This is a genomic window from Cupriavidus sp. 8B (assembly GCF_054589115.1).
In genome coordinates this window covers 230,840-255,099 of sequence record NZ_BAAILO010000432.1, presented here as the reverse complement: position 1 = coordinate 255,099, position 24,260 = coordinate 230,840, and the positions used below count along the sequence as shown (strand labels likewise).

The window sequence follows — 24,260 nt, the reverse complement described above, 5'->3', positions numbered from 1 at the left end:
GGGCCTCAGCGCTGCGCGCCGGCGCTGCCACCCTCGGCATGCAGGATGGCAACGGCAGACGTGCCAACCCGGAACAGTTCCGGATTGGGATTTTCGATGCGGATCTTGACCGGGAAGCGCTGCGAAACGTGCACCCAGTTAAGCGTGCGCTGAATTCGTGGCAGGCCGCCGGGCAGCGCCAGGCCGCCTTCTTCGGGCGCGACGCCATAGCTGATCGAATCGACCGTGCCGCGAAAGCGCTGGCCGGTGTCGCTCATCAGGTAGACGGTGGCCGGCGTGCCGGCCCGGATGCCTTTCAGCTCCGTTTCCCGGAAGTTCGCCACGACATACCAGTTGCGGGTATCAATCAGCGTGAATACCGGCTTGAGCGCGGAAGCGAACTGGCCAGTCGAAGTCTTCAGCGACGCCACTCGTCCGTCGAAGGGCGCGCGCACGGTGGCGAACTCCAGGTGAAGCTCGGCCAGGGAGATTTCTGCCAGGGCTACGGCGCGCTGTGCAACCAGTGCCTCGACCCCGGTTACCGCTGCAGCGGCCTGCTGCGCCTGCAGTTGTATCGCATTGAGTTCGGCCTGGGTGGCGCGCTGCGCGGTACGGGCGCGGTCGACATCTTCCGCGGACACATAGCCTTGCGGCAGGAGCGGCTCAGTGCGGCGCAGGGTGTCCGCCGCCTGGGTGGCGGTAGCCCGGGCGCGCTCGACAGCTGCCCGGGCGGACTGGGCGTTGTACTGCTGCGCATTCACCGTGCGCTGATGCAGCATGATCTGCTGGTCCAGTGCGACCAGGGATGCCTTGGCCCGCGTCAGGGCATCCTGGTACGGGCGAGGGTCGATCTGGAACAGCAGGTCGCCTTGCCTTACCGCCTGGTTGTCGCGCACAGCGAGCTGGACAATGCGGCCGTTGACCTCCGGCACCACGTCGATGGCATCGGCATAGACATAGGCATCGTCGGTGCGCGGGGACCGGTCCAGCAACCAGATGACCAGGACCAGCAGCACCATCGTGACCACGACCAGCACGACGGCCGGCCACGCCTTTTTTTTCTTGTTGTCCGTTGTTGTCATGATTTTTCCCGAACGGGTCAATGCCGGAACAGGATCAACCAGACAACAAGGGAGAATAGTGTGGTGAGTGCCGGATAGGCCACCGCCGGCGGGCCCAGCCAATATCCGGACCCGGCGCGTTCAAGAACCAGGTAGCAGGCGATGGCAAGTGCAACGCCAGCGATGATGCAGAACATCCAGTCGGGAAAATAGGCACCGAGCACGCTCAGGGATGGCGACTTTGCGCAGCCTCCGATAGACGGGCCAACGACAGTAGCAACCCCGATCGCTCTCATGGCGCCTCCCCTTTTTCAGCGCTGCGCACGGATGCCGGAATAAGCCGATGCTTTCCGGAAATGTCCTTCCGCATTTTGCTCGAGATTTATGGCCCATGGAAGCTAGCCTAAGCCTGAATCACTGGATTTTCCGAACGCCAGAGTCCATCTTCGGTGACGACGCACCCGTCTTCAAGCCTCATCCACAATTGTGGACTTCTAGCCACTCCGACGGGCGCGCCGCCTTCACGCGCGAGCTCGTATCAGCCATGCGCCGCTGCCTTCGATTTCCTTGTTACCGATCACCCAAAAGTGCGTCTCATCGCTACACCATCATCAATCAACATTTGACTGTCTTCGGCCACTATCTCGACAGCACGCCAAGCATGACCTGGAGAAGCTCTGCGATGGGGTCCGCTGGCAAAGCAAAGCTACGCCAGGCGACGTGATGATCGGGGCGCGTCAACACGCAGCCACTGTCGCTGACTTCGCGGGCACGAGCCCAATCGCCCGTGTGGTCTGCATACTGCTGGCGCGGGCCAATGATGCGTACATCGATCTGTACGCCCAGCTTCTTGCCCACCTCCGAGGCCACGTCCACCCAGGCTTCACCTCCCACGCCAGTGAGGATGACGAAACGACCGTGGCCAGTCAGGTCCAGCGTTGAATGCTGCCGACCCCGCGCGTCAAACACCCACGCATGTGGGAGCCGCGCACCCGGGTATGTTGTCGACTGGTAATACAGTTCCGGGTCGCGCTCGAAGGCCGGTTCGGTACTCCCGTCAGTCGCCACCGCTCTCGACTGGTACCGTTGGTTCATCTCCACCCCTTGGGCGTCCAGCTCATATCGCTTGAGCGCCAGGGCCTCGCGAATTGCCTCGCGCTGCCTTTCCGCAGCCTTGGTCGCCTGACTACGGGCATGCATATTGGACTGCATGGCTCCCGCATCCGTCGATTCGGCAATGCCGAGCGCGTCGTAGAGCGGCGCAAATTCGGCGATCGACTGGTTTGCGCGCGTGACCACCTGCTTTGCAATCGGGGCGCGCTCCGTCGAATAACTCTCCAGAAGCCCTTCTCCGGCTTGCCCTTTGATCACTGCCGCAAGTTTCCACGCAAGATTGAATGCGTCCTGAATCGAGGTATTGGAGCCGAGTCCACCGGACGGGGGGTGCCGGTGGGTGGCATCGCCCATGCAAAACACGCGCCCGTCCTGCATGCGGGTCGCATACATATTGTTCACCGTCCACGTACTAGTGCCCAGCAGTTCGATCTCGAGATCCGGCTTGCCTACCAACTGGCGCGCGATCGCAGTGGCCCTTGCCTCGTCGACTACAGGGGTTGGCTCGTTGATGTCATAGCCCCAGACGATCAACCATTCGTGCCAGGGTCGGACCATACGAATCAGGCCCATCCCGATTCCGCCTACTTCTGCGCCCGGCTGCATGATCGGATACAGAACGGCGGGGCGATGCGCGACAAACTCGGACAAATCGGCTCGGAACCAGATATTCATGGACCCTCGCACACCCATCTGCCCTTCGAATGGCAGACCAGCATTCTTTGCGACCCTGGAGTTCCCTCCGTCCGCGCCGACGAGGTATTTTGAGCGGACGGTGAATTCTTCTCCGGTCAACTTGTCGCGGCATTGCGTAACCACACCGTCGTCGGTCTGCGTGTGGCTCAGGTACTCCGTACTCATCCGTGCCTGCGTACCGCGAGTGCAAGCCGTCTTGAACAAAAGCGGCTCCATGAAAGTCTGCGGAAGATCGTTCATCCTTGCAGGACTGGACAGTCTGCGCTCTGCCCTGGAAAGGGGATGTGCCCCCCAACTCGGCACGCGACCGATCTCCTCCCCCACGAGACTCTCACAGAATACCGTTCCTCCCATCAGATCCTCATCGGTCGCGTGCAGGTAAGCTTCCTGTTCTACTTCCTTTCCAAGATCGCGGAGAACCTCCATCGTGCGTAGGTTTGTGATATGCGCTCGAGGCGTGTTGGCCAACCACCGATAGTTGTTGACGACCATGTTCTCGATACCATAGGTCGAGAGCAGTGCGGCACAGGCGGAACCAGCCGGCCCCGTTCCAATGATAAGCACATCTGTTTTTACTTCAGGCATATCTCATCTCCTACTATATAAGTGCCGTCACCCTCTTTGATCCTGGGGCAGCTACATACTTGACTCAGCGACCGTCTGGGACCGGTGCGCTGTATGCGACCGGGAGCCCGTGGACTCAAGTCTGTTCGTGAAAAAAAGCAGCACATGCGAAGGAGTCCACTGCCTCATGTGCTGCATCGAACAAATCGGTAGCGCTACCTGTTCGCTGCGAATGCAACGGGTTGCCGCGCGTTCCTAAGCCAAAAGCTCCAATTATTTCCCCTGGAAGACTAGATCGGGCGGAACCTGGTCGGCGTCGAAAGCCTTAGCGGTGCTAGCAAATCCCCGGATGGCATCCTCGGTGTTATATAAGCCCATGGTCACATCCAGCATCACGGTATCGGCGCCAGCAACGCCGCCGCTTGACCAAGCCTTCAAGAGCGTGCGGGTAGCCGCGTAGGAAAGCGTTGGCCCGTCCGCTAGTCGCGAAATGAGGTCCGTCGCGACACGTTCAAGCGAATCAGGCTCTGCCACGTGTGTAGCAATCCCAAGTTCCCCAGCCAGGCTGCCAGGAATGGGTTCGCCCAGCATGGCAAAACGGGATGCTCGGCTGCGGCCCACACGCTCCGCCAGTCGTTGCAGTGCTCCCGCGATGGGAAGCATCGCCGTCGTCACCTCAACACATTGGAATAGTGCGTCACTTGCAGCCACAATGAAGTCACAACCCAGCGCGAGCTCAAAGCCGCCACCGAATGCAGCGCCTTGCACTACTGCCACGGTCGGGACGCGGAGCGCCTCAATTGCGCGATAGGAGCTGTTGACGTGCGCGACGAATGTACGGAACCAGTTTACGTCTTTCCCGGGCCATTCACGGACCTCTCCTCCCAGGCTAAAGTTCGGCCCTTCGGCGCGAACGACAAGTACCCGAATATCGGCTTCGCTGGCTTCGCGAACGGCTTCCTCGAGGCACTGGGCGAAACGCGTGTCCAGACGGTTGTAGGGCGGATTCGCCAGTACGATATTCCCAACGTTTCCGTTGCGTTCAAATCGGATGCTTTTCATGATCTAGTCCTTTGGTATCGCATATTCCAACACCATTCATTTCTGCGCTAACAGGTTCGATGAACGAAACGGAGTTCAGGAATCCTGCTTAGCGAGCGGAATCAACGGCAAAAGCAAGTGGGACGGGTGATCCGCGTCCCGGTAGATCTTGTGGGTGACCGTGTTGCTATTGCAGACGTGATACGGAATGTATTCAACGTCTGTCATCGCCCCAGTACCCGTAGGCGCATCGAGGCTACAGATCTCGATGCAGATACGATGTCCGGCCTTGAATTGGTTGGCCGTCGCCAGCACCTGAATCTCGTACTTGACGATCTCGCCTGGCGTGACAGGTTTGATGGAGTTCTTCGTCAGCTTGTGGAACGGCTCCCATGGGGTGGATCGATCCGGGTCCGTCGCCCGATATGACGCTTTCAGCCATCCACGAGTAAGTTCCCGTTCCGGTAACGTATCTGGTACGGTTCGTTCACCAACGCGTGCAGTAACTACCGATACGTCTGGACCCACATCCTTCAGCACCACAATCCAGTTCGTGTCTGTCTGATCGATTTCTGCGTAAAGCGTCAGGGAAATCGGGCCGGCGAGCAAAACGTCGTGAGGGAGCGGTTCCGTCATGTATCGCAGGCGCTCGACCTTTGTGGTCATCTTGAGCGGCATCTGCGAGAAAACATCGGGCTCCCGCTGCGCATTGCCGATCTCGCCGCTCGGCCGGGGTGCATCCGTCGTGAGCTTCTCCCAGCTGGAAAGGTAATACTTGGTCCATTGCGTCTCAGGCAATGGCCAGTCGCTGCCAGTACGCCATTCGTTGGCGCCCATCACCCAGTAGCGAACCGGCGGTTCATCCATGATGCCGGTCTCGATACCCTTGAGCCAGTAGTCATACCAACGAATGACCTCGTCGTGGTACTGATGGAATGGCCGTTCCAGATGAGCTGGCCCTGTGAAAAGCAGCTTGCGTGGCTGCTTGACGTTCCCGAAGTAGTGCTGGGCGCCTAGCCAATGCAGCTTGTAGGTGTATGCGTAAGCTCCGGAACCGGTGTAGAACGGGATCTTGATCGACTGGAAGTTCTCCTCGGCTCGCTCGATCGTCCCCTCCGGCTCCCAGGGGTTCGTCATGATGTGGTACATCACCCATGTTCGCTGCCCCTTCTGCGTCAGAATGTTGTACAAGTTGATGTACATCTTGTAGTCGGGATTGGCCATGGCCGCACGCCATAGTTCCTCCTGCTCGTCCGATAGCGTGCCCGGCAGACTGCGCGATTCGTGCACGGTACTGAAGACGTCAAGCAAGTAAGGGAAGGTATGAATCACGCCACCAGGGTTGAAGTCGCGAAATCCAAACATGCCGCCGTAGGCGCTGCAGGCATCGTATGGGAAGATGGCCTTGAGCGCGGGGTGCCCCTGCGCGGCCGCACGCCATTGTTCCCCAGCAAAACCTGAGATACCAACCATCCCGACATTGCCGTCCGCCCACGGCTGCTGCGTGATCCATTCGATCATGTCATAGTGGTCCGTATTCTCTTCGCCGTAATGCCCTTCCGATTTCGCGGAGCCCCTGGGTTGTGCGATGACATGCACGTAGCCATTAGCGATAAAGCGACGGGTGTCCCCTGCTTCAATTGGTCCGAACCAGAGCGGAGCATGCGCGGGCTGTGGTGGCAGCACATCGGCAATGTCCGGACCTTGAAGATCCTTGTTGTGCAGCGCCGAGGCATACAGCACTGGATATTTGCCATCGCCATCCGGTCGATAGACGTCGACGGCGAGGCGAGTGCCGTCTCGCATCGTTACGGTGACGTCGCGTTCCTCAATCATGTCTCACTCCATTGGTTTGCATGTTTGCCTTCAACTGACAGCGGAGTCGTCGCTTGAAAGCGAAGCCTGCTTCGTCGCTAGTCGTTGTTCAAAACTACTATATTTCACGAACGTAAAGTTTGCAAGGTAAACTGCGCTCATGAGCGATGGTGCGTGCTCGTGTTCGCTGACAGTGCAATCGCGCAGTTCACCGACTCCAGCGCGAGCGTCACAGTGCGCGCATCCGTTCCTTCAAGAACTTAACGGAAGGGCAAAGGGCAAAAGGCAAAAGGCAAGGCACCCTGAGGTGCCTTTGAAAATTGGATTTGGAAGTGTTTCAGAACTTATGTCGAATACCCACTGCAACGCCGAGCATATTGGTCTTGGTTCCCCCAAGCGGGTAGCCATTGGAGAAACCGATCGACGCTGTGTCCAAGGCGAGGCCGGAATTCTTGGAGTAAGCAGTAGTCAAGTACACGTCTGTTCGCTTGGAGAAATTGTAGTCGGCGATGAACATGAGCTGCCAGGGATTGCCTGGAGGGTGCAGAGCGGGCAAAGTCGATGAGTGGAATCTCTGGTAAAAGTAGTCCACCGTCAGGCCAAAGGCGGGCGTGACCTGGTAGGCTGCGCCAGCCCAATACATGTCATCGCGCACCAGAGTCAGCCCAGACACACTCGACCTGCCCCAGCGATAGCCTCCCTCGATTTTTGCCGGGCCAATGGAGTAGCTGACGGCGGCGGCGGCCTTCTTGACGGTACCGGTACCAAGGAATGTGCTACCGTTGGTGATGCTCGGGTTGACCTGATCATAGGCGATAGTAGCGCCGAACACGTCGCCCAGATAAGAGACTTGGGCACCGTATCCGGAATCGCGGCGGAACTGGCCGGGGGCTTCGCCGGAGCCGCCGATGCTAGCACCGCCCACGCTGCCAAAGCTCGCGCCCGTGCCAAAGGACCAATGGGCGCCCACGGTGACGGCTCCGAACGTACCCGTGTACTTTACTGTGTTGTCTTCGCGGAATGCCGGCCCAACCACGGCAATCACCGGCTCATACGTGTTCGCATAATAAGCAGGCGAGAAATTGGATAACGCTTCGTCAAGCGAGGTATATTGGCGGCCAAGGGTGATCTTGCCGTAGGTGGCACTCTGCAGGCCGACAAATGCTTGACGGCCAAACAAGCGTCCCCCTTGCTGCAAGGTGCCAGTGTCCACTCCTATGCCGCCTTCCAACACGAACAAACCGCTTAGACCGCGGCCCAGATCCTCGACACCGCGCAGGCCCCAGCGCGAGCCGGACAGGCCGCCACCATTTACCGCAAATCGGCTGTCTGATCCGCCGCTTGCGTTCTTCACGTTGGTGGCAAATTCAACGTTGGAATCCACCACGCCATATACCGTGACGCTCGACTGAGCCTGTGCAGCACCAACTGCGCTCAGCAGTACGAACGGCAATAGTGACTTCTTCATTTCTGTCTCCCCTGAATTCTTATGCTGAAGCCTTGAACCGGTGCTAGTGGGCGTTCAAGGCTTCTCATTCCGCCTTGTTTCCGCCTTGTGGGTGCGGGCCAGCCTTCATCCTCTGGCGCTGCTATCGCGGGCCCCTCCTCCGGCCCCGCATACTGCTAACGCCCAAGCAGTCGAGCGGCATTCTCACCGTACACCTTTGCCATCTCGATCCCAGGGATCTCGATGGCATCCAATACCGATCCAAAACGCCGGATGGCGCTTGTCGGGGCAAACGGGAAATCCGTTCCAAAGAGGATGCGCTCAGGGTCCGCCACTTGCGCAAGCGAAGCCAGGGCTGGGGTACCCGCGGACAGCGCCGTGTCAAAGTAAAAGGACCTGACTGCCGCGAGCGAGTCACCTACTCGCTCAGCGACCGGCGGCATCATTGAAATGGAGAGCGCGAGCCGAGGCACAAGAAAAGGCAAAGTGCCTCCCGCATGCGAGAGAATGAACCGGACGTTCTTGTAGCGGCTCATCGCCCCTGACATGATCAGACTTGTGGCGGTACGCGTTGTCTCAAAGGGATACTCGAGCACGGACGCCGGAGCGACGGACGGAATATCATGCGGCGGCTGATTGGGGTGAATAAATGCAACCGCCCCGCGCCTGTCAAGCTCCTCCAGCAATGGAGTGAAATGCTCGTGGCCCAGATACCTTCCGTCGTAGTTAGTGAAAAGGATGAAACCATCAACCTTCAATTCGTCGAGGCAGTAGCTAACCTCCTTCAACGCCGCCTCGATGTCTGGAAGCGGCAAGCTCGCGAAGGAACCGAACCGGCCGTTAAACCGGGACCGGAGCTCCGCAGCGTGGTCGTTGCATTTCCTCAGTAGCGTGGCGGCATCCGGAATGGCCGGCCCTGACGAGATAGACAAGATGCCTTCGTCAATGCCGTTCTCATCCATCATTGCGATGGCTGCCTCTGCGGACCAGGTTGGAGCGACACCGCCCGGCATCGCCGCGCTCAAGAGGTCCAGCCCTACGGCGTCCACATACAACTTCGGCAGAAAATGCTGATGTGTATCGATCTTTCTTTTTGACATTATCTTTGCCTCCAGGTATTCCTGTTAAAGGATGTGGTAATCCGATATCAAGCGACATCAAAATAACCAGATATTCTTGTATTATTCGGCCGCGATCTTCGATGCCGAACCGACACTTTCCGTTTGTTTGCCGCCTAAGCCCTGTTGTCCCGCGAGAACACGCGCCATGGCAATCATGCTTCCGCAAGCTAGCAGGAGCGGTATCGACAAGACAACGCATACGAGCAGGTAAGGAAGATTCGAAACAACTATCAGGCCGATCAGTGCCGAACCGATAATCGAACCCAGTCTGCCGATCGAAACGGTCCAGCCACCGCCCGCCGCCCGAAACGCAGTGGGATAAAAGATTCCCGGTATGGTGTTGACGCATATCAGGGGACCTCCGATAGCCAGCCCTGCCAGGAAGACCGCGGCCGCATACCAAGGCGCCGCTTCTGACATACCGAGGGCTACTATGAGCACCGAACCCGCGCCAAACGAGGCTGATATGACTGCGGCGACGTTAAACCGACGAACCAGGATAGCGAAGAGGATCGCCCCGCCAAGCGCGCCAAACTGGAACATCGAGGACAATTGCGAAGCATCGTGCATCGATAGTCCGGCCTGCTTCAAATGCGTCGGGAGCCAACTTCCGATAAGAAAGAAAACTAGATATCCCGCGAATTCAGCAAACCATGTCAGCAGGGTTCCGAGTCGATACTCCTTCCCCAGGAGCGCACGGATTCCGGACCGCTTCCCACTCGGCGCGGCAAGAAAGAAGCGCATGCCAGAACAATCTACCGCCGGAAAGATCTTTGCCACAACGCGCTTCACCGCCGTGTCCGACTTGTTGCTTGCTACCAGATAAAGGGGGGACTCTGGAACCTGCCATACCAGGAGGATCACGACGCAAAGGGGCATTACACCACTCAATAGGAGCATGCCCCTCCACCCCAATGCACCAATTGCGAAGGAGGTCACAAAGCCAGCAGCGGCGGCTCCGAAGAGAAAGCCGCAATACATCGACGCGAGCATCGCGGAGCGCGAACGGTCTGGACTAAATTCCGCCACGAGAGCCGACGTGGCAGGCATCGCAGCCCCGATGCCTAGACCGGTTATGAATCGCCAAGAAATAAGCTGGACGATCGATTGAGCCTCGCAGGACGCAATGCCCGCAATGCCGAACCACGCAATCGCCACAATACTCACTACCCTGCGTCCAACGCGATCAGCCAGCGTCCCACCAACAATTGAGCCGATCAACAATCCAAATAGCCCAAATGCGACCAAAGGCGAGAGCGCTGCGCTCGAGAGTTTCCAACTCTGGCTGATGGCCGGCGCGATGAACCCAATCACAATTGTGTCAAAGCCCTCGATCGCGGTAGCTGCAAAACAGACAAGAAAGACCGCCCATTGCTTTTTCCCCATTGGCATTCGATTGAGGAATTCACGCATATCGCGACGAACATTTTCTGTACTTTCCATTACCTTTCCTTGGCGAACGGGAGATGGTTGAGAAAACCGGGGAGACCTCGATCTTGGGCTGTATTGGTCAAGTCACGATCGCGAGGACATATAGCGTCACATTCCTATAAGCGTCCACCGCGGCAGGTGAAACACACGGAAGCTGAAGACATTCGCTTCATCCCTGTTCCCCTCTCAGCGCTTCGAGGCGCGCTACCGCATGAACATCACGAAACCTGTACACAGAGTAGTAGTAAACTTTCCACTCGTAAAGCTTTGTATTGGTGGGATTATCCCTATGGGCTTTCTGTGCACTTGCTGGTGACATGAAATCCCGACGCCCCGCGTCTGGTACGTGCCGCGAAGTTTGTAAGTACTTAACGAAACTCGACGGTTCTGAAATAGGAAGTCCGAACGCAGCGAGGCGGCGTGGCTAGCACCGCCTTTGGAGGGAAGCTGCGGTGTAGAGCACCGGAGCAGCGGGGCTTCGATGGGAATGGCCTAAGCGGGGGGATGGCCTAAGTGTGGGGAATGCGTACACGAAAATTGGCCTGCAGCACTCACAGGCACGCAAACTAGCGTTCAAATTGGTGTCGGAAAGCCCCATTCCTCGCATCCGTTCGATGAGTAGCCGGGCTGGTGTAGAAACGATCACTTGGCGGGAAACGAGCGCCGTGCGCCGATGTCTATATAATACGTCCGTAAAGCGCACGTAGCGACTGCCCTCAACCGGCGGCAGCGATGCTTCGGTGGTCGGATCGAACGCTAGCGACCGGTGCACCGGTGGAGAAACCTTATTCAGGAGGACAGATGGTGCGAAGTACGGATTCCAAGCAGAGCCAAGCCAGGAAGGGTCGGCGACCGCCCGAACTCCAACGCGCAGAACAGCAGCGAGCGCAGGAAACACGGACAGCAATCCTGAATGCAGCACTTTCCGAATTTGCCTCGAAGGGATTCGGGGCTGCAAGCATTCGCAGCATCGCAGACCGAATCGGATTGCAGCATCCGCTGATCACTTACCACTACCGAACCAAGGACATCCTCTGGGAGGCGGTAGCCGAACATGTGTTCGATCGTATCAGCCACGAGTGGGAGGGATATCTGGAGGATGCTCCACCGGTCAGGGCCGCAGAGCGGGTGAGGCTGTTGTACCGTGCCCTATTCGAATTTACGGTGAATTTCCCTGAGTTTCATCGCTTTATGCTTCAGGAGTTCCTTGAGTATAGTCCGCGGCTTCAATGGCTCGCAGATACGATACTTCGGCCGCTGATTGATCGAGTGCTGCCGCAAATCCGAGAAGCGCAGGAGGAAGGCGTTCTGCCTAGAGTCGAGCCTATCATCCTCCATTATTTGATGATCAGCCTGACATCGACACTTTCCACTTTTGGCTCGGAAATGCTGGCGACCAACAAGCTTTCCGCATCCGACCCGGCCGTCGTCGACTCTTATTGGAGCACGGTTGAGGAACTGCTGTTTGGAATACGGGCCGGCGACAAGCCAAACCCGGGCGACACTGAAAGGAAACTTCCTCGTCAAACGCCCCAGCCAAACGACACGCGCCCCATGATCAAGGGGGTAGTCCGCAACTGAAACGAGCAGCACTTCACGCCGACCTTCAATTGCGATAAGCGCAAGCATAGTGCTGATATCGGCACTGCACCGGATCCAGCCGATGACGCTGGCGAAGGGCAGCACGAGAAGAGGCGACGACGTCGGGCGACCGTCCCCGTTGCGGCATCGGGCTCGGTCTCGCCTCACCGATGTCTCCAGCAAAGTTCGATGGTGCAAGGCCTGGCTTGCTACGACGGCCGATCAAGCCTCTACTCTAATGATCCAGGGCGTGCGAAGACGGGGGGCATCATGCGCTGCGCGACTTGTGGCTTCGATAATCTCGCGCTGGGAAACTTCTGCGAGGAGTGCGGCGGCAAGCTTGTACGAAGGTGCCCAAGCTGCGGCGAGGACTGGCTGAATTGGCGGCCATGGAAGCCAGGGGCGGGAGCGCAAGACCATCACCGCGCTGTTCGCCGATATGGCTGGCTCCACAGCGTTGATCCAGGACCTGGACCCCGAGGAGGCGCGCCGCCTGATTGACCCCGTGGTGGCGCTGATGATGGAGGCCGTGCACCACTATGAGGGCTATGTCGCCAAGTTCCTGGGCGACGGTATCCTGGCTCTGTTCGGCGCCCCCATTGCCCACGAGGACCATGCGCTGCGAGCCCTTTACGCGGCGCTGCGCATGCAGGAGGCGATGCGCCGCCACAGTGACCGGGTTCGCCTGGACCGGGGCGTTCCGCTGGAGATCCGGGTCGGCACTCACTCCGGCGAGGTCGTTGTGCGCTCGATCCGCAAAGATGACCTGCACACCGACTACGATCCGGTAGGCCACACTATCCACATTGCGTCACGGATGGAAGGTATGGCCAGGCCAGCGTCCATCCTGGTGAGTGCGGCCACCCACAAGCTGGCAGAGGGATACTTCGACTTCAAGGCCCTGGGGACCACACAGGTCAAGGGTGTCCGCGAACCTCTCGATGTGTATGAGGTACAGGGTCTCGGCGCCTTGCGCACACGGCTCCAAGTGGCGGCGCATCGCGGACTGGCAAAATTTGTGGGCCGCCAGGATGAGATGCAGCAACTGCAAAGCGCCGTGGCCCTAGCCAAGGAGGGACACGGACAAGTTGTCGGCGTGCAGGGAGAAGCTGGGGTAGGAAAATCCCGGCTATTCCACGAGTTCAAGGCGCGGTCACGTCAAGGCTGCCTCTTGCTAGAGACTTTCTCGGTTTCGCACGGCAAGGCCTTTGCCTATCTACCGTTGATTGAGCTCCTGAAAAACTATTTTCAGATTACCTCGGAAGATAGTGACCGCAGTTGTCGCGAAAAAGTCGTGGGGAGACTGCTTACGTTGGAGCGTTCACTGGAAGACCACCTGCCATACCTGCTCTACCTATTTGGCATCACTGAACCCGGTTCAGCGCTATCAAACATGGACACGACGATTCGGCGCAAGCGAACGTTTGATGCGATAGCAAACCTGCTGATCCGGGAAAGCCTCAATCAGCCGCTACTGCTTATTTTCGAAGACCTTCAATGGTTAGATAGCGAAACCACTGCGTTCCTCAACGTTTTCGTCGATTACGTGCCAGATGCGAGGATCGTCTTGCTGGTCAATTACCGACCGGAGCATACCCATGACTGGGCCGCCAAGCGCTACTACACGCAACTGCACCTGGAGCCATTGGGGCCAGCTGAGGCCCAAGGCTTGCTAACCGCCCTGCTTGGGGATGACCACAGCCTCGTTTCGCTTAAGCGGCTCATCCTTGAGAAGACCGAAGGCAACCCGTTCTTCATGGAAGAAGTCGTCCAGACCCTTTTTGAGGAAGGCGCCCTGCTCGGCCACCCTGGCTGTTACCGCGTCGAGGAAGCTCCCGCTCTTTTGCACATCCCAACGACTGTACAGGGGGTACTCGCAGCCCGCATCGACCGACTCCCCTTCGGGCACAAGGAACTGTTGCAAACACTAGCCGTGGTCGGGAAGGATTTCCCCTTGACGCTGGTTCAGCACATCACCGCACTCGCGCAAGACAAGCTGCGCCCGCTTCTGTCGGACCTGCAAGCAGCGGATTTCATCTACGAGCGCCCCGCCTACCCAGAGATCGAGTATGCATTCAAGCACGCCTTGACCCAGGAAGTCGCTGGCAATTCGCTGCTTTCCGAGCGTCGCTGCGCGCTGCACGAACGCACTGCACAAGCCATCGAAAAGCTATTCCAAAGTCGCTTGAAGGACTATTGCAGCGAGCTCGCCCACCACTACAGCCACAGCGGCAACATCCCAAAGGCTGTCGAATATCTACACTGCGCTGGCCAGCAAGCCCTGCAGCGTTCTGCCCTGACGGAGGCGACCGCCAGCTATCCACAGCCATCGAGCTGCTAAAGCAATCGCCCGACAGCCCGGAGGGCGCGCGCCAGGAGCTTACGCTGCGACTGACTCTCGGCCCGACCTTGGCGGCCGCGCGAGGCCAGGCCTCCCCAGAGGTGGAATCCAACTACAAGCGTGCGCTGGCAATGTGCGAACTGGAAGGGCAAACCCAATACATCTTCTCCGCTCTATTGGGCCTGTGGACGTTCTATCAGTTGCGCGCACAGTACGAGACAGCGAAATCGCTCGGGAAACGCCTGCTTGGCCTGGCCTTGAAGACCCGCAAGCCTGAGCATTTCGCAGAGGCGCATCGCGCTCTAGGCGCCACCGCTTTCCGTCTTGGCATGCTAGACGAGGCTCGCGCTCATATGGAGCAGGTGTTGATAATGCAGCGCCCAGACCAGACCCAGTACGACTTTCTCCTGGGTTACGGGCGTGACCCGGCTGTTCACGCCATGGCCGCGCTTGGATGGAACCTGTGGTACCTCGGCAAGCCGGACCTGGCCCTCTCGCATAGCCATAAGGCCGTTGCACTGGCCCGAACGCGCCCTGACGCCTACAACCTTGCCCTCTGCCTGATCTTCGCGGCCGAAGTCCATCAGTGTCGGGGCGAGTTCGAACTGACTCGCGAGTACGCCGAAGCCGCCATCGCGGTCTCGGATGAGCAAGGGCTTCCGTTCTATCAGGGATTGGGAGCAGTCCTGCAAGGCTGGGCGTTGGCCGAGGGGGGACGTCATGAAGATGGGATTGCCCGGATACACCATGGCCTGCGAGCATGTGAGACGACCGGTGCGGCGCTCGGAAGGCCAGGTCTGCTTGCCCTGCTGGCCGATGCTTATGCAAAAGCGGGTCAAGTCGTCGCCGGACTTGACCGGGTGGCCGAGGCACTCGTGCTGGCCGAAGAAACTGGGGAGCAAGTCGACGAAGCCAAGCTGCATAGGCTCAGGGGCGAATTGCTGCTCCGGCGAGCAAAAGATAGGCCCTCTACACTAGCGAGCCAAAACGAGGCTGAAGCGTGCTTTCACAAGGCGATTGCGGTGGCCCGCGCGCAGGGTGCCAGATCGTTGGAACTGCAAGCAACACTGAGCCTGGCAAGGCTATGGAGCCAACAAGGAAAGCTGGACGCAGCGCGCAATACGCTGGCTGATATCCATGGCAGCTTCATCGAGGGCTTCGACCTCGCCGACTGGAAGCAGGCCAAAGCCCTGCTCGATGATCTCGCCCGACAGTCGGACGCCAAGGCTACCTGAACGATCAGCCGTTCGCGTAGACGACCTTTGCCTTGCGTGCCTGGTTCTGCAGGCGGCTCAGTACATGCTGGACGGCGGAGATGGCGCTCTTTACGTCGGCCACCAGGCCGGGACTGCGAGGACCAAGTTCGCGCTCGATCAGATCGCGTTCCATTTGATCCGTCATCTTGATGTCGCTTTGCGTGTTCATGGCTTTCTTTCCTAGGGATTACCCTTATCGGGTTTTCCCTACTATAGCAAAGAAAATGACGCAACGCAGCATTAGGTGACAGTACGTATGCAGGAAGGCAACACTTCCGGGGGCAAGCGTCGAGCGACTTTGCTTGCGCGACGCGCCGAGACCCGCCGGCGCAAGACGTCCATGGCTGCAGTGCTAGCGCAGGCGTCGTCGATAGACGAGCGCCCCTTCAGCCTTTTGCCAAAACCTCCCGAATGGCACTCTCAAACGCTTCGACCGGCTGCCCGCCGCTTACCAGGTATTGGCCATTGAAGATAATCGAAGGCACGGAACGGATGCCCATGTCCTGGTAATGCTTCTCCATCTCGCGGACATCCGTCGCATACGAGTCGCCGGAAAGTACAGTGCGTGCCTTTTCGGGATCGAGGCCGGCCGCAGCCGCTGCCTCGATAAGGACCTCATGATTGCTGGCATCCTTGGACTCGGTGAAGTACGCGCGGAACAGCGCCATCTTCAACGGCAGCTGACGCCCCTCCAGGCTTGCCCAATGCAATAGCCGATGCGCGTCGAACGTGTTGTACACGCGGGTACGAGAGCCAAACTCAAAGCCGACGTCGGCGCCACGCTGCCGGATCATGGCCTGGCTCTGCACGATTTGCGCTTCGGTGCGGCCATACTTGCGCGCCATGTACTCCTGGATCGATTCGCCTCCCGGCCCCATGTCTGGATTGAGCTCAAATGGGCGCAGCGTGATATCTGCCGAAACCTCATCGCCAAGCTGCGCCAGCGCCTGTTGCAGTGAACTCAGCCCAACGGCGCACCACGGGCACGCGACGTCGGAGACAAAATCGATTTTCAGCGTTTTTTGCATGGTGTTTTCTCGGTATCAGTCCATCATTGCGCGACAGGGTAACTGCAATTCCCATGGGGTGCCGGACCTCACTCCCAGCAGGGTTTTCCCGAAAGGCAGCCTGGATCGGACACAATTAGACACCCGTCCGTGGCCCGCCGACCACAACGCACAGGTGCAGATCGGGAAACGTGCACCGCATCCACTCCTCAAGCGCCACGCCACGCGGTAATATCTACCCAACAGGTCATCGGCGCACGATGATCCATTCCCAGAGAAGGATTAAAGCGCATCATGGAAGAAGGCTCGGCAGCTCCACTTGAGATCGCCCCTTCCCTCCCCCTTGCCCCGAGTGACGTTCACGGCGCTCCGGAGGACTTCCTCGCCAGCGCCAGCGCCAACCTCGGCGCCAACGTGCAGCAGCTCTTCCTGAACCGTGAGGCCAGCCAGCTGGAGTTCCAGCGGCGCGTGCTCGCCCAGGCCGAGAATCAAGACATCCCGTTGCTGGAGCGATTGCGCTTCCTCTGTATTTTCAGCAGCAACCTGGACGAGTTCTTCGAAATCCGCGTTGCCGGCCTGAAGGAGAAGATCAAGCTGCAGGCGCCGGCGACCACCGGCCCGGACGGACTGGACGTGCGGCAGATCTACGCGCTTGTCAGCGCCCGCACCCACAAGCTGGTCGCGGAACAGTACCGCCTGTTCAACGAAGTGCTGGTCCCGGACCTGGACCGCCAGGGGATCCGCTTCCTGCGCCGGCCGCACTGGACGCAGGAACAGGGCGAGTGGATCCGCAGCTATTTCTTCCGTGAACTGATGCCGGTGCTCACCCCCATTGGCCTGGACCCGGCGCATCCGTTTCCGCGCGTGCTCAACAAGAGCCTGAACTTCGCCGTGGAGCTCGAAGGCAAGGATGCCTTTGGCCGGGAGGCGAACGCGGCCATCGTGCAGGCGCCCCGGGCCCTGCCCCGCGTGATCCTGCTGCCAAAGGAGATTTCCGGCTGCGAACACGGCTTCGTGTTCCTGTCTTCCATCCTGCATGCCCACGTCTGCGAGCTGTTTCCCGGCATGCGCGTGCGCGGCTGCTATCAGTTCCGCGTCACCCGCAACAGTGAACTGTTCGTCGACGAGGAAGAAATCAAGAACCTGCGCGATGCGTTGCAGGGCGAGCTGCCGCAGCGGCATTTTGGCGATGCGGTGCGGCTCGAGGTCGCGGACAACTGCTCCGAGGAGATGACCCGCTTCCTGCAGAACCAGTTCGGCCTGGAGGATGCCGAGGTGTTCTCGGTGAATGGCCCGGTCAACCTGGTGCGCTTGCTGCCGGTCCCGGACAGCGTGGACCGCGACGACCTGAAGTACCCGCCGTGCCGGCCCGGCCTGCCCAAGGCGCTGCAGGACCAGCCCGACATGTTCCGCGCCATCCGCGACGGCGATATCCTGCTGCACCATCCCTACCAGTCGTTTTCGCTCGTGGTGGATTTCATCCGCCAGGCCGCGGAAGACCCGGAGGTGATGGCCATCAAGCAGACGGTGTACCGCGCCGGCAACGACTCGGCACTGCTGGAAGCGCTGATCGGCGCCGCGCGCAGGGGCAAGGAGGTCAGCGTGGTGGTGGAGCTGCTGGCCCGCTTCGACGAGCAGGCCAATATCAACTGGGCAGCCCAGCTTGAAGAAGCCGGCGCGCATGTGGTGTACGGCGTGGTTGGCTACAAGGCCCACGCCAAGATGGCCATGGTGGTGCGGCGCGAAGGGAAGAAACTCAGGCGCTACGCGCATATCGGCACCGGCAACTATCACTCGCAGACGGCCAGGAGCTTCACGGACTTCGGCCTGTTTACCTGCAAGGAAGCCATCGTCGACGATGTAGCCAACGTGTTCTCCCAACTGACCGGGCTTGGCCACCCCGGCACTCTGGCGCACTTCTGGCAATCACCGTTCACCATGCACACGGCGCTGCTCGAAGCCATCCGCCGCGAAGGCAAGCACGCCAAGGCTGGCCGCAAGGGATTGATCATCGCCAAGATGAACGCCTTGCTGGAGCCAAAGATCATCCAGGCCCTGTACCAGGCATCCTGCGACGGCGCCCGGATCGAACTGATCGTGCGCGGGGCCTGCGCATTGCGTCCCGGCGTTCCGGGCCTGTCCGAGAATATCCGGGTGCGCTCCGTGCTTGGCCAGTTCCTGGAACATGCGCGGATCTTCTACTTCTACAACGACAAGGCCGAAGACGTGCGGCTATCGAGCGCCGACTGGATGGACCGCGACTTCTTCCGGCGCATCGAGGTGTGCTTCCCCGTGCTGGACAAAGCCCTCAAGGATCGCGTGATCGAGGAAGGCCTGAAGGTCTACCTCAAGGACAACCGCGACACCTGGGAAATGGACGCGGACGGCAACTACCGGCGCAAGCGGGGTCGCCAGCCGGTATCTGCACAGAGCAAGCTGATCGCCGCGCTGTCGTGAGGCCTCTGCCGGGACGGCCGGCCATGCCATAAACTCTGGCCTCAGCCTCCCCCAAGGCACCCGAGACCGGATCCCCGACGCCCATGCCAAGCTCCCCCGCTGCCCGCCTGGCGGCCAGTACCGCTGCCAGCCTGCGTTTCGACCTGACCACCATGCGCCTGTTCATCGCCACCGCGGAGCTGGGTGGCATCACGCGTGGCGCGGAGCAACTGTGCCTGGTGCCGGCCGCCGCGTCACGGCGCATTCGCGAGCTGGAGGCGCAGCTCGGCCTGCCGCTGTTCGAGCGCCGCCCGCATGGCATGGCGCTGACCGATGCGGGCCGCGCGATGCTGGCGCATGCGCGCAGCCTGATCCATGCCGTTGGCCGGATGCAGGACGACGCCGCCGCGTTCCTGCACGGCGACCGGGGAGTGATCCGGATCGCCGCCTGTACATCGGCCGTGGTGCAGTTCCTGCCCGCCGACCTTGGCCGCTGCCATGCGGCGTGGCCGGACATCAAGGTGGACCTGCAGGAGCTCAACAGCGTGGGTGTGATCCAGGCGGTCAAGCGCGGGCTGGCGGACGTCGGCGTCTTCGAGAGCACGGTCGGGCCAATCGCGTTGCCCACGCTGCCCTATCGCGAGGACCGGCTGGTGCTGGTGGCGCACCACGCGCATGCGCTCGCTGGCCTGCGCAAGGTGACCATCGATGACCTGCTGGCCCATGAAGTGATCGGCCTGACCGAAGGCGCCTCCATCTCCATCACGCTCGGCCGGCTGGCAGTGGCGGCCAGCCGGCCCTTGCGCATGCGCGTTCGCGTGGGCAGTTTCGACAGCATGATCGCAATGATCGCCGGACAGATCGGCATCGGCATCATGCCGGCGTCGGTGGCCGCGATGTTCGCGCGCGGCAAGGCATTCCGGCACCTCGCCATCGACGAGACATGGGCATGCCGGCGCTTCGTGCTGTGCCACCAGCCGCAGATGGAGCTATCCTCCGCCGCCCGGGCCCTGATACCGCTGCTGGCGGGGGTGGATTCACCAAATGTGAACGCAGGAACGCCGAAAGGTTGATGGCCGGCGGTGCCTGGTGCCGGCATAGTGCGGGGCAGGAATCACGATAAGCGCGCCCATGACGGCGCGCGACGGCCAGGAGACTCCCCATGCAAACACCTCGCGCGCGGTTGCGCGCCCTCTGCGCAGTGTCCCTGCTCGGGCTCTGCGCGCAAGCCTTCGCCGCCTACCCCGACAAGCCTGTCCGCGTGAATGTCGGCGCCCCGCCGGGCGGCGGCACCGATGTGGTGGCGCGCCTGTTCGCGGACAAGATGAGCGGCCCCATGGGGCAACCCATGCTGGTCGACAACCGCCCCGGCGCGGCCAACACCATCGCCGCGGACCTCACCGCCAAGGCGCCGGCCGATGGCTACACGCTGCTGGCCGCGACCAATTCGCCGCAGGTGATCGCGCCCCAGCTGATGCGGCTGAACTTCGACCCGCTCAAGGACCTGACGCCGATCGGCCTGGCCCTGGTGGTCCCGCACGTGCTGCTGGTAGCGCCGCAGGTCAATGTCGACAGCGTGGCGTCCCTGGTCGCGCAGATCAAGGCGCAGCCCGGCAAGTTCAGCTACGCCAGCTCGGGCATTGGCAGCGTGCAGCACATGGCTGCGGAACTGTTCATGAAGGCCACTGGCACGCAGATGGTCCACGTACCGTACAAAGGCAGTTCGCAGGCCCATGTGGACCTGATGGCGGGCCAGGTGCAGATCATGCTGGATACATCGTCCTCGGCCATGCCGCATATCCGCTCGGGCAGGCTGCGCGCGCTGGCTGTGACCACGCCCAAGCGGGCGTCCGCGCTGCCGGATGTGCCAACGCTGCAGGAGCTCGGCATCAAGGGCGCGGACATGAGCACGTGGTACGCGTTCTACGCGCCACGCCAGACCCCCGCGCCCGCGCTGGAACGCCTGACTCGGGAATTCAATGCCGCCCTGCAACTGCCCGAGGTACAGGGCAAGCTGCGCGGCCTTGGCGGCGATCCCGGCACGCTCTCGCGCGAGCAGTTCATCCAGCTGCAGAGAGCGGACTATGACCGCTTCGGCAAGCTGATCCGAGACCAGAACATCAAGATGGATTAAGTGAATCAAGCCATGGCCACGCTGCCCCGTATTGCACTGTTTATTGGCGACCCCGCCGGCATCGGCCCCGAGATCGTCGCGCGCCTGCTGGCCGACCCGCAACTGCCCGCGCGGGCCAGCGTGGCGCTGATCGCCAGCCGCGCCGCGCTGGCGGCCGGCGCACACGCGGCCGGCGTTGCACTGCCGCAAGCGTCCTACTGGCTGGAGATCATCGACTGGCCCGGCACGGGCGCCACGTTCACGCCCGGCCAGGCCACTCGCGAGAATGGCGCCTTCATGCTGGAGGGCCTGACCCTGGGCGCGCGCATGGTGAGCGAAGGCCGCGCGGATGCGCTGTGCTTTGGCCCGCTCAACAAGGGTGCGATGCGCCTGGGCGGCATGCACGAAGAAGACGAGATGCGCTGGTTTGCCAAGTTGCTGGACTACCAGGGCCGCTGCGGCGAATTCAACGTGCTCGACAAACTCTGGACGGCACGCGTGACCTCCCACGTGCCGCTCAAGGAAGTGTCGTCATTGCTGACGCCCGCCGGCATCGACGGCGCGATCCGCATGCTGACCGATGCCTTGAAGGCCGCTGGCAATTCCGCGCCGCGCATCGGCGTTTGCGGGTTGAACCCGCATAACGGCGACAACGGCAACTATGGCAGCGAGGAGGGCGACATCATCGCCCCCGGCATCGAGCAGGCGCGCACCGCCGGCTATCCCGCCGAAGGCCCCTATCCCGCCGACACCATCTTTGTGCGGGCCCGCAACGGCCACCTGGACGGCATCGTCACCATGTACCACGACCAGGGGCAGATCGCGACCAAGCTGTTGGGGTTCGAGGTAGGCGTCACCGTGGAGGGCGGCCTGCCCATCCCCGTGACCACGCCGGCTCATGGCACCGCCTACGACATCGTCGGCCTCGGCAATGCCAACGGCGCCGCCATGTCCAATGCCTTTGACCTGGCATGCCGGATGGGCGCGAGCCACCGGGCGGGCCGGGGGGCGTAGAAAAGTGGCGGCGCGGCGCAATGTGCTGCGCCGCATCGATACGCATGGCACCTGGCCTGGACAACTGCAAACAATTGTCTCGCCCCCCGGTGCCATCATTTGCCCGAGGTCGGCCACCCGCCTGGCTTTGCGGCAAGTGCGAGCCCAGCCCCCCTACTATTGAGTGATATCGCGCCGACTGTGATCTTGCGCATACTCGCACCTTCCTGAACCACTCGCCCCCAACAGGGCGCGCAGCGAGGTGCCTGTGTTAATCATCATTTACTGCAGCTACGCAATCGCGTTCATCTTCGCGCTATGGCGAGGGGCACGCTGGGTGGAAAAACACCACCCGGCGTTCCGCGACGACCGTGCTGCAAGACCAGGCACGGACGCACCCGACGAGGTCCTGGAGAAAGACCTGCCGGCGAACCAGCGCCGCCGTCACGGAACGCGGGCCGCCGGGCACGGCCGCGTGCCCCAGCGTCCGGGCGCAGGCGCCGCTGCCTGCATGGTGTTGTAGACGCACCGGCTCGATCTGAAACCGAATGTCCTGTCTCACGAGACCACACCACCCCGGCCGAAGGCCCCGGATAAGAACCTGCCGCCCTGCCTCGCTACAGTTCGCGCGAAGCTGCCAACGCCGGCGTTTCCGCCACCCTGCTTCCGATCACGCGACATGCTTCCAATAGCGGTTCGACGTATGCCTTTATGGGATCGGGATCTTGCCGAAAACGCAGGGTGCTAACGCTCACGGCCGCAATCGGCTGTCCTCGGTGGCCCAGTATGGGAGCGCCGAAACAATAGATGCCTGCCTCGTTCTCCTCATCATCCACCGACCAACCCTGGCTTCGAAACGTCTCCAGCTGCGCTTTCAATGCGTCCAGACTGGTCACCGTGTTGGCGGTGTAGCGATGCAGGGATAAATTTTGCAGCAAGCCCTGGCGACCAACGTTGTCCAGCATCGACATATATGCCTTTCCGACCGCCGTCGAATGCATCGAGACGGCCGTGCCAATGCGCGATGCCATGCGAACCGCGCTTGTGCTTTCGAGTTTCTCGATATAGATCATGGTGACACCGTCAGGTACCGCCAGGTGCACTGTTTCGCCGGTGATATCGCGCAAGGTCTTCAGGGCATCGACTGCCGCCAGGCGCAGGTCGGAGCGTGACCAGCTCCGGCTGGCCAGTTGCATCAGCCGCGGCCCAAGCGCGAGCGTGCCGTCGCGACCGCTCTCGCAGAGCATGCCTTCCGCTACCAGGGCAGCCACGATCCGGTGGACGGTCGGGCGGGGATAACCGCTCAATCTGGCCAGTGCGGCGATGGTCATGGGCTCGTCGGCATCAGCCACGTACTGCAATACCAGCATGAACTTCGAGAAAGCAGCCGTGCCGGCCACCTTGGTGGTCGAATCGCTCTCGCGAGGCAAGGAATTCGGCATGGGAAGAACAGGAAGCCAGAGGTCCGAAGGATAGCCATTATCACCGATTTGATACCGGGCAAAGCATGCGAGAGGCTGCCCGTGGCTACCAGGCAGCTGCCTTCGCGCTCACCGATGTGACGTCCCAGGTGGCTCTTGCAACAGATCGCGAGCGGGCTGGCACCACCCGCGGCGTATCAACGTGCCGTTGGCCCGGTATCTTTGAATCGAGTCCATGCGGCAGCAAACGCAGCAGCACGCTCGCCCACGGTGCGGGCATCGAATCCTGGCTTGTAGAGCGCGGATCCAAGGCCGAAACCCGTGGCTCCAGCCGCGATATATGGCTCCATCGCTTGCGGCGTAATGCCACCTACCGGGAGGAACCGGGTTCCTTCGGGGAACACAGTGGACCACGCCCTTAGCACTGCAGGCGTCATGGCCTCGGCCGGAAAAAGCTTCAATGCGTCGGCGCCATTCTTCAATGCCGCGAACCCCTCCGTCGGTGTCGCAACGCCTGGCGCACAAGCCATGCCCGCAGCCTTGGCCGCGCGCACGATCTCGGCGTCGCTGTGCGGCATGACCACCAGGCGTCCACCAGCCCTGCCGATCACCCCTACCTGGTCAGCTTGGGTCACGGTACCGGCACCAACCAGAATATCGGGACCCAACGCCTGCGCGAGGCGGCGAATGCTCTCAATCGGCTCGGGCGAGTTAAGCGGCACCTCGATGATCGTGAAGCCATTCGCGACGAGGACCTGACCGATCGGAACGACTTCATCGGGCGTGACACCCCGCAGGATCGCGACAAGGGGAAATCGATCGAGAAATGGTTGCATCATGGTGC

The 24,260-nt window shown here is 60.8% G+C and carries 17 protein-coding genes and 1 pseudogene; 6 read left to right on the top strand and 12 right to left on the bottom strand.

Features of this window, described 5'->3' with window-relative positions:
• Positions 1–5: 5 nt before the first annotated feature.
• From mdtN to ACYP5B_RS42115, 8 genes are all read right to left on the bottom strand, one after another.
• On the bottom strand, positions 6–1,061 hold the full coding sequence (mdtN, locus tag ACYP5B_RS42150; protein WP_400095070.1) for a multidrug transporter subunit MdtN: 1,056 nt from the start codon (positions 1,059–1,061) through the stop codon (positions 6–8).
• 17 nt (positions 1,062–1,078) lie between these two features.
• Positions 1,079–1,336, bottom strand: coding sequence for a YtcA family lipoprotein (locus ACYP5B_RS42145; RefSeq protein WP_459573558.1), 258 nt, complete (start codon positions 1,334–1,336; stop codon positions 1,079–1,081).
• Between the two features lie 343 nt (positions 1,337–1,679).
• Complete coding sequence (locus tag ACYP5B_RS42140; RefSeq protein ID WP_459573557.1) at positions 1,680–3,434, bottom strand: FAD-dependent oxidoreductase; 1,755 nt, start codon at positions 3,432–3,434, stop codon at positions 1,680–1,682.
• A 252-nt stretch (positions 3,435–3,686) separates the two neighbouring features.
• Positions 3,687–4,475: an enoyl-CoA hydratase/isomerase family protein gene (locus ACYP5B_RS42135; protein WP_459573556.1), complete on the bottom strand. Its 789-nt coding sequence runs from the start codon at positions 4,473–4,475 to the stop codon at positions 3,687–3,689.
• Between the two features lie 75 nt (positions 4,476–4,550).
• The gene (locus ACYP5B_RS42130; RefSeq protein WP_459573555.1) at positions 4,551–6,290 is read right to left on the bottom strand and encodes a CocE/NonD family hydrolase; all 1,740 of its coding nucleotides are present in this window, start codon (positions 6,288–6,290) and stop codon (positions 4,551–4,553) included.
• A 316-nt stretch (positions 6,291–6,606) separates the two neighbouring features.
• A complete protein-coding gene (locus tag ACYP5B_RS42125; RefSeq protein ID WP_459573553.1) occupies positions 6,607–7,737 on the bottom strand; it encodes a porin in 1,131 nt (376 codons plus the stop codon).
• 155 nt (positions 7,738–7,892) lie between these two features.
• Entirely contained in the window at positions 7,893–8,816 is a 924-nt protein-coding gene (locus ACYP5B_RS42120) for an amidohydrolase family protein (RefSeq protein WP_318238661.1), read from the bottom strand.
• A gap of 81 nt (positions 8,817–8,897) precedes the next feature.
• On the bottom strand, positions 8,898–10,280 hold the full coding sequence (locus ACYP5B_RS42115) for an MFS transporter (protein ID WP_400095059.1): 1,383 nt from the start codon (positions 10,278–10,280) through the stop codon (positions 8,898–8,900).
• Between the two features lie 789 nt (positions 10,281–11,069).
• Here ACYP5B_RS42115 and ACYP5B_RS42110 point away from each other — a divergent pair.
• Together ACYP5B_RS42110 and ACYP5B_RS42105 are read left to right on the top strand one after the other, a co-directional pair.
• Positions 11,070–11,849 carry a TetR/AcrR family transcriptional regulator gene (locus ACYP5B_RS42110; protein WP_318237816.1) on the top strand — a complete coding sequence of 260 codons (780 nt, stop codon included), beginning with the start codon at positions 11,070–11,072 and terminating at the stop codon, positions 11,847–11,849.
• A gap of 270 nt (positions 11,850–12,119) precedes the next feature.
• Positions 12,120–15,425, top strand: a pseudogene (locus ACYP5B_RS42105) (adenylate/guanylate cyclase domain-containing protein).
• Positions 15,426–15,429: 4 nt separating this feature from the next.
• Here the strand turns inward: ACYP5B_RS42105 and ACYP5B_RS42100 are convergent.
• Both ACYP5B_RS42100 and ACYP5B_RS42095 read right to left on the bottom strand, forming a co-directional pair.
• Positions 15,430–15,615 carry a hypothetical protein gene (locus ACYP5B_RS42100; RefSeq protein WP_400095057.1) on the bottom strand — a complete coding sequence of 62 codons (186 nt, stop codon included), beginning with the start codon at positions 15,613–15,615 and terminating at the stop codon, positions 15,430–15,432.
• Between the two features lie 217 nt (positions 15,616–15,832).
• On the bottom strand, positions 15,833–16,474 hold the full coding sequence (locus ACYP5B_RS42095) for a DsbA family oxidoreductase (RefSeq protein WP_400095055.1): 642 nt from the start codon (positions 16,472–16,474) through the stop codon (positions 15,833–15,835).
• Positions 16,475–16,747: 273 nt separating this feature from the next.
• Between ACYP5B_RS42095 and ppk1 the strand changes: the two genes are divergently transcribed.
• From ppk1 to ACYP5B_RS42075, 4 genes are all read left to right on the top strand, one after another.
• On the top strand, positions 16,748–18,910 hold the full coding sequence (ppk1, locus tag ACYP5B_RS42090; protein WP_318237819.1) for a polyphosphate kinase 1: 2,163 nt from the start codon (positions 16,748–16,750) through the stop codon (positions 18,908–18,910).
• An 83-nt stretch (positions 18,911–18,993) separates the two neighbouring features.
• Complete coding sequence (locus ACYP5B_RS42085) at positions 18,994–19,962, top strand: LysR family transcriptional regulator (RefSeq protein WP_459573552.1); 969 nt, start codon at positions 18,994–18,996, stop codon at positions 19,960–19,962.
• A gap of 89 nt (positions 19,963–20,051) precedes the next feature.
• A complete protein-coding gene (locus ACYP5B_RS42080; RefSeq protein ID WP_400095051.1) occupies positions 20,052–21,023 on the top strand; it encodes a Bug family tripartite tricarboxylate transporter substrate binding protein in 972 nt (323 codons plus the stop codon).
• Complete coding sequence (locus tag ACYP5B_RS42075; RefSeq protein WP_400095049.1) at positions 21,024–22,016, top strand: 4-hydroxythreonine-4-phosphate dehydrogenase PdxA; 993 nt, start codon at positions 21,024–21,026, stop codon at positions 22,014–22,016. It begins immediately after the preceding gene.
• 596 nt (positions 22,017–22,612) lie between these two features.
• Here the strand turns inward: ACYP5B_RS42075 and ACYP5B_RS42070 are convergent.
• Together ACYP5B_RS42070 and ACYP5B_RS42065 are read right to left on the bottom strand one after the other, a co-directional pair.
• Positions 22,613–23,437, bottom strand: a complete 825-nt coding sequence (locus ACYP5B_RS42070) for an IclR family transcriptional regulator (RefSeq protein ID WP_400095047.1) — start codon at positions 23,435–23,437, stop codon at positions 22,613–22,615.
• Between the two features lie 176 nt (positions 23,438–23,613).
• Positions 23,614–24,255, bottom strand: coding sequence for a 2-dehydro-3-deoxy-6-phosphogalactonate aldolase (locus ACYP5B_RS42065; protein ID WP_459573551.1), 642 nt, complete (start codon positions 24,253–24,255; stop codon positions 23,614–23,616).
• Positions 24,256–24,260: the final 5 nt, after the last annotated feature.

What these genes read in the sequence shown, in the direction of transcription:
- ACYP5B_RS42125 (WP_459573553.1), bottom strand. Translation starts at nt 7,737, where the DNA reads ATGAAGAAGTCACTATTGCCGTTCGTACTGCTGAGCGCAGTTGGTGCT.
- ACYP5B_RS42080 (WP_400095051.1), top strand. Translation starts at nt 20,052, where the DNA reads ATGCAAACACCTCGCGCGCGGTTGCGCGCCCTCTGCGCAGTGTCCCTG.
- ACYP5B_RS42120 (WP_318238661.1), bottom strand. Translation starts at nt 8,816, where the DNA reads ATGTCAAAAAGAAAGATCGATACACATCAGCATTTTCTGCCGAAGTTG.
- ACYP5B_RS42070 (WP_400095047.1), bottom strand. Translation starts at nt 23,437, where the DNA reads ATGCCGAATTCCTTGCCTCGCGAGAGCGATTCGACCACCAAGGTGGCC.
- ACYP5B_RS42100 (WP_400095057.1), bottom strand. Translation starts at nt 15,615, where the DNA reads ATGAACACGCAAAGCGACATCAAGATGACGGATCAAATGGAACGCGAT.
- ACYP5B_RS42115 (WP_400095059.1), bottom strand. Translation starts at nt 10,280, where the DNA reads ATGGAAAGTACAGAAAATGTTCGTCGCGATATGCGTGAATTCCTCAAT.
- ACYP5B_RS42065 (WP_459573551.1), bottom strand. Translation starts at nt 24,255, where the DNA reads ATGATGCAACCATTTCTCGATCGATTTCCCCTTGTCGCGATCCTGCGG.
- ppk1 (WP_318237819.1), top strand. Translation starts at nt 16,748, where the DNA reads ATGGAAGAAGGCTCGGCAGCTCCACTTGAGATCGCCCCTTCCCTCCCC.
- ACYP5B_RS42145 (WP_459573558.1), bottom strand. Translation starts at nt 1,336, where the DNA reads ATGAGAGCGATCGGGGTTGCTACTGTCGTTGGCCCGTCTATCGGAGGC.
- ACYP5B_RS42140 (WP_459573557.1), bottom strand. Translation starts at nt 3,434, where the DNA reads ATGCCTGAAGTAAAAACAGATGTGCTTATCATTGGAACGGGGCCGGCT.
- ACYP5B_RS42110 (WP_318237816.1), top strand. Translation starts at nt 11,070, where the DNA reads ATGGTGCGAAGTACGGATTCCAAGCAGAGCCAAGCCAGGAAGGGTCGG.
- mdtN (WP_400095070.1), bottom strand. Translation starts at nt 1,061, where the DNA reads ATGACAACAACGGACAACAAGAAAAAAAAGGCGTGGCCGGCCGTCGTG.
- ACYP5B_RS42130 (WP_459573555.1), bottom strand. Translation starts at nt 6,290, where the DNA reads ATGATTGAGGAACGCGACGTCACCGTAACGATGCGAGACGGCACTCGC.
- ACYP5B_RS42085 (WP_459573552.1), top strand. Translation starts at nt 18,994, where the DNA reads ATGCCAAGCTCCCCCGCTGCCCGCCTGGCGGCCAGTACCGCTGCCAGC.
- ACYP5B_RS42135 (WP_459573556.1), bottom strand. Translation starts at nt 4,475, where the DNA reads ATGAAAAGCATCCGATTTGAACGCAACGGAAACGTTGGGAATATCGTA.
- ACYP5B_RS42095 (WP_400095055.1), bottom strand. Translation starts at nt 16,474, where the DNA reads ATGCAAAAAACGCTGAAAATCGATTTTGTCTCCGACGTCGCGTGCCCG.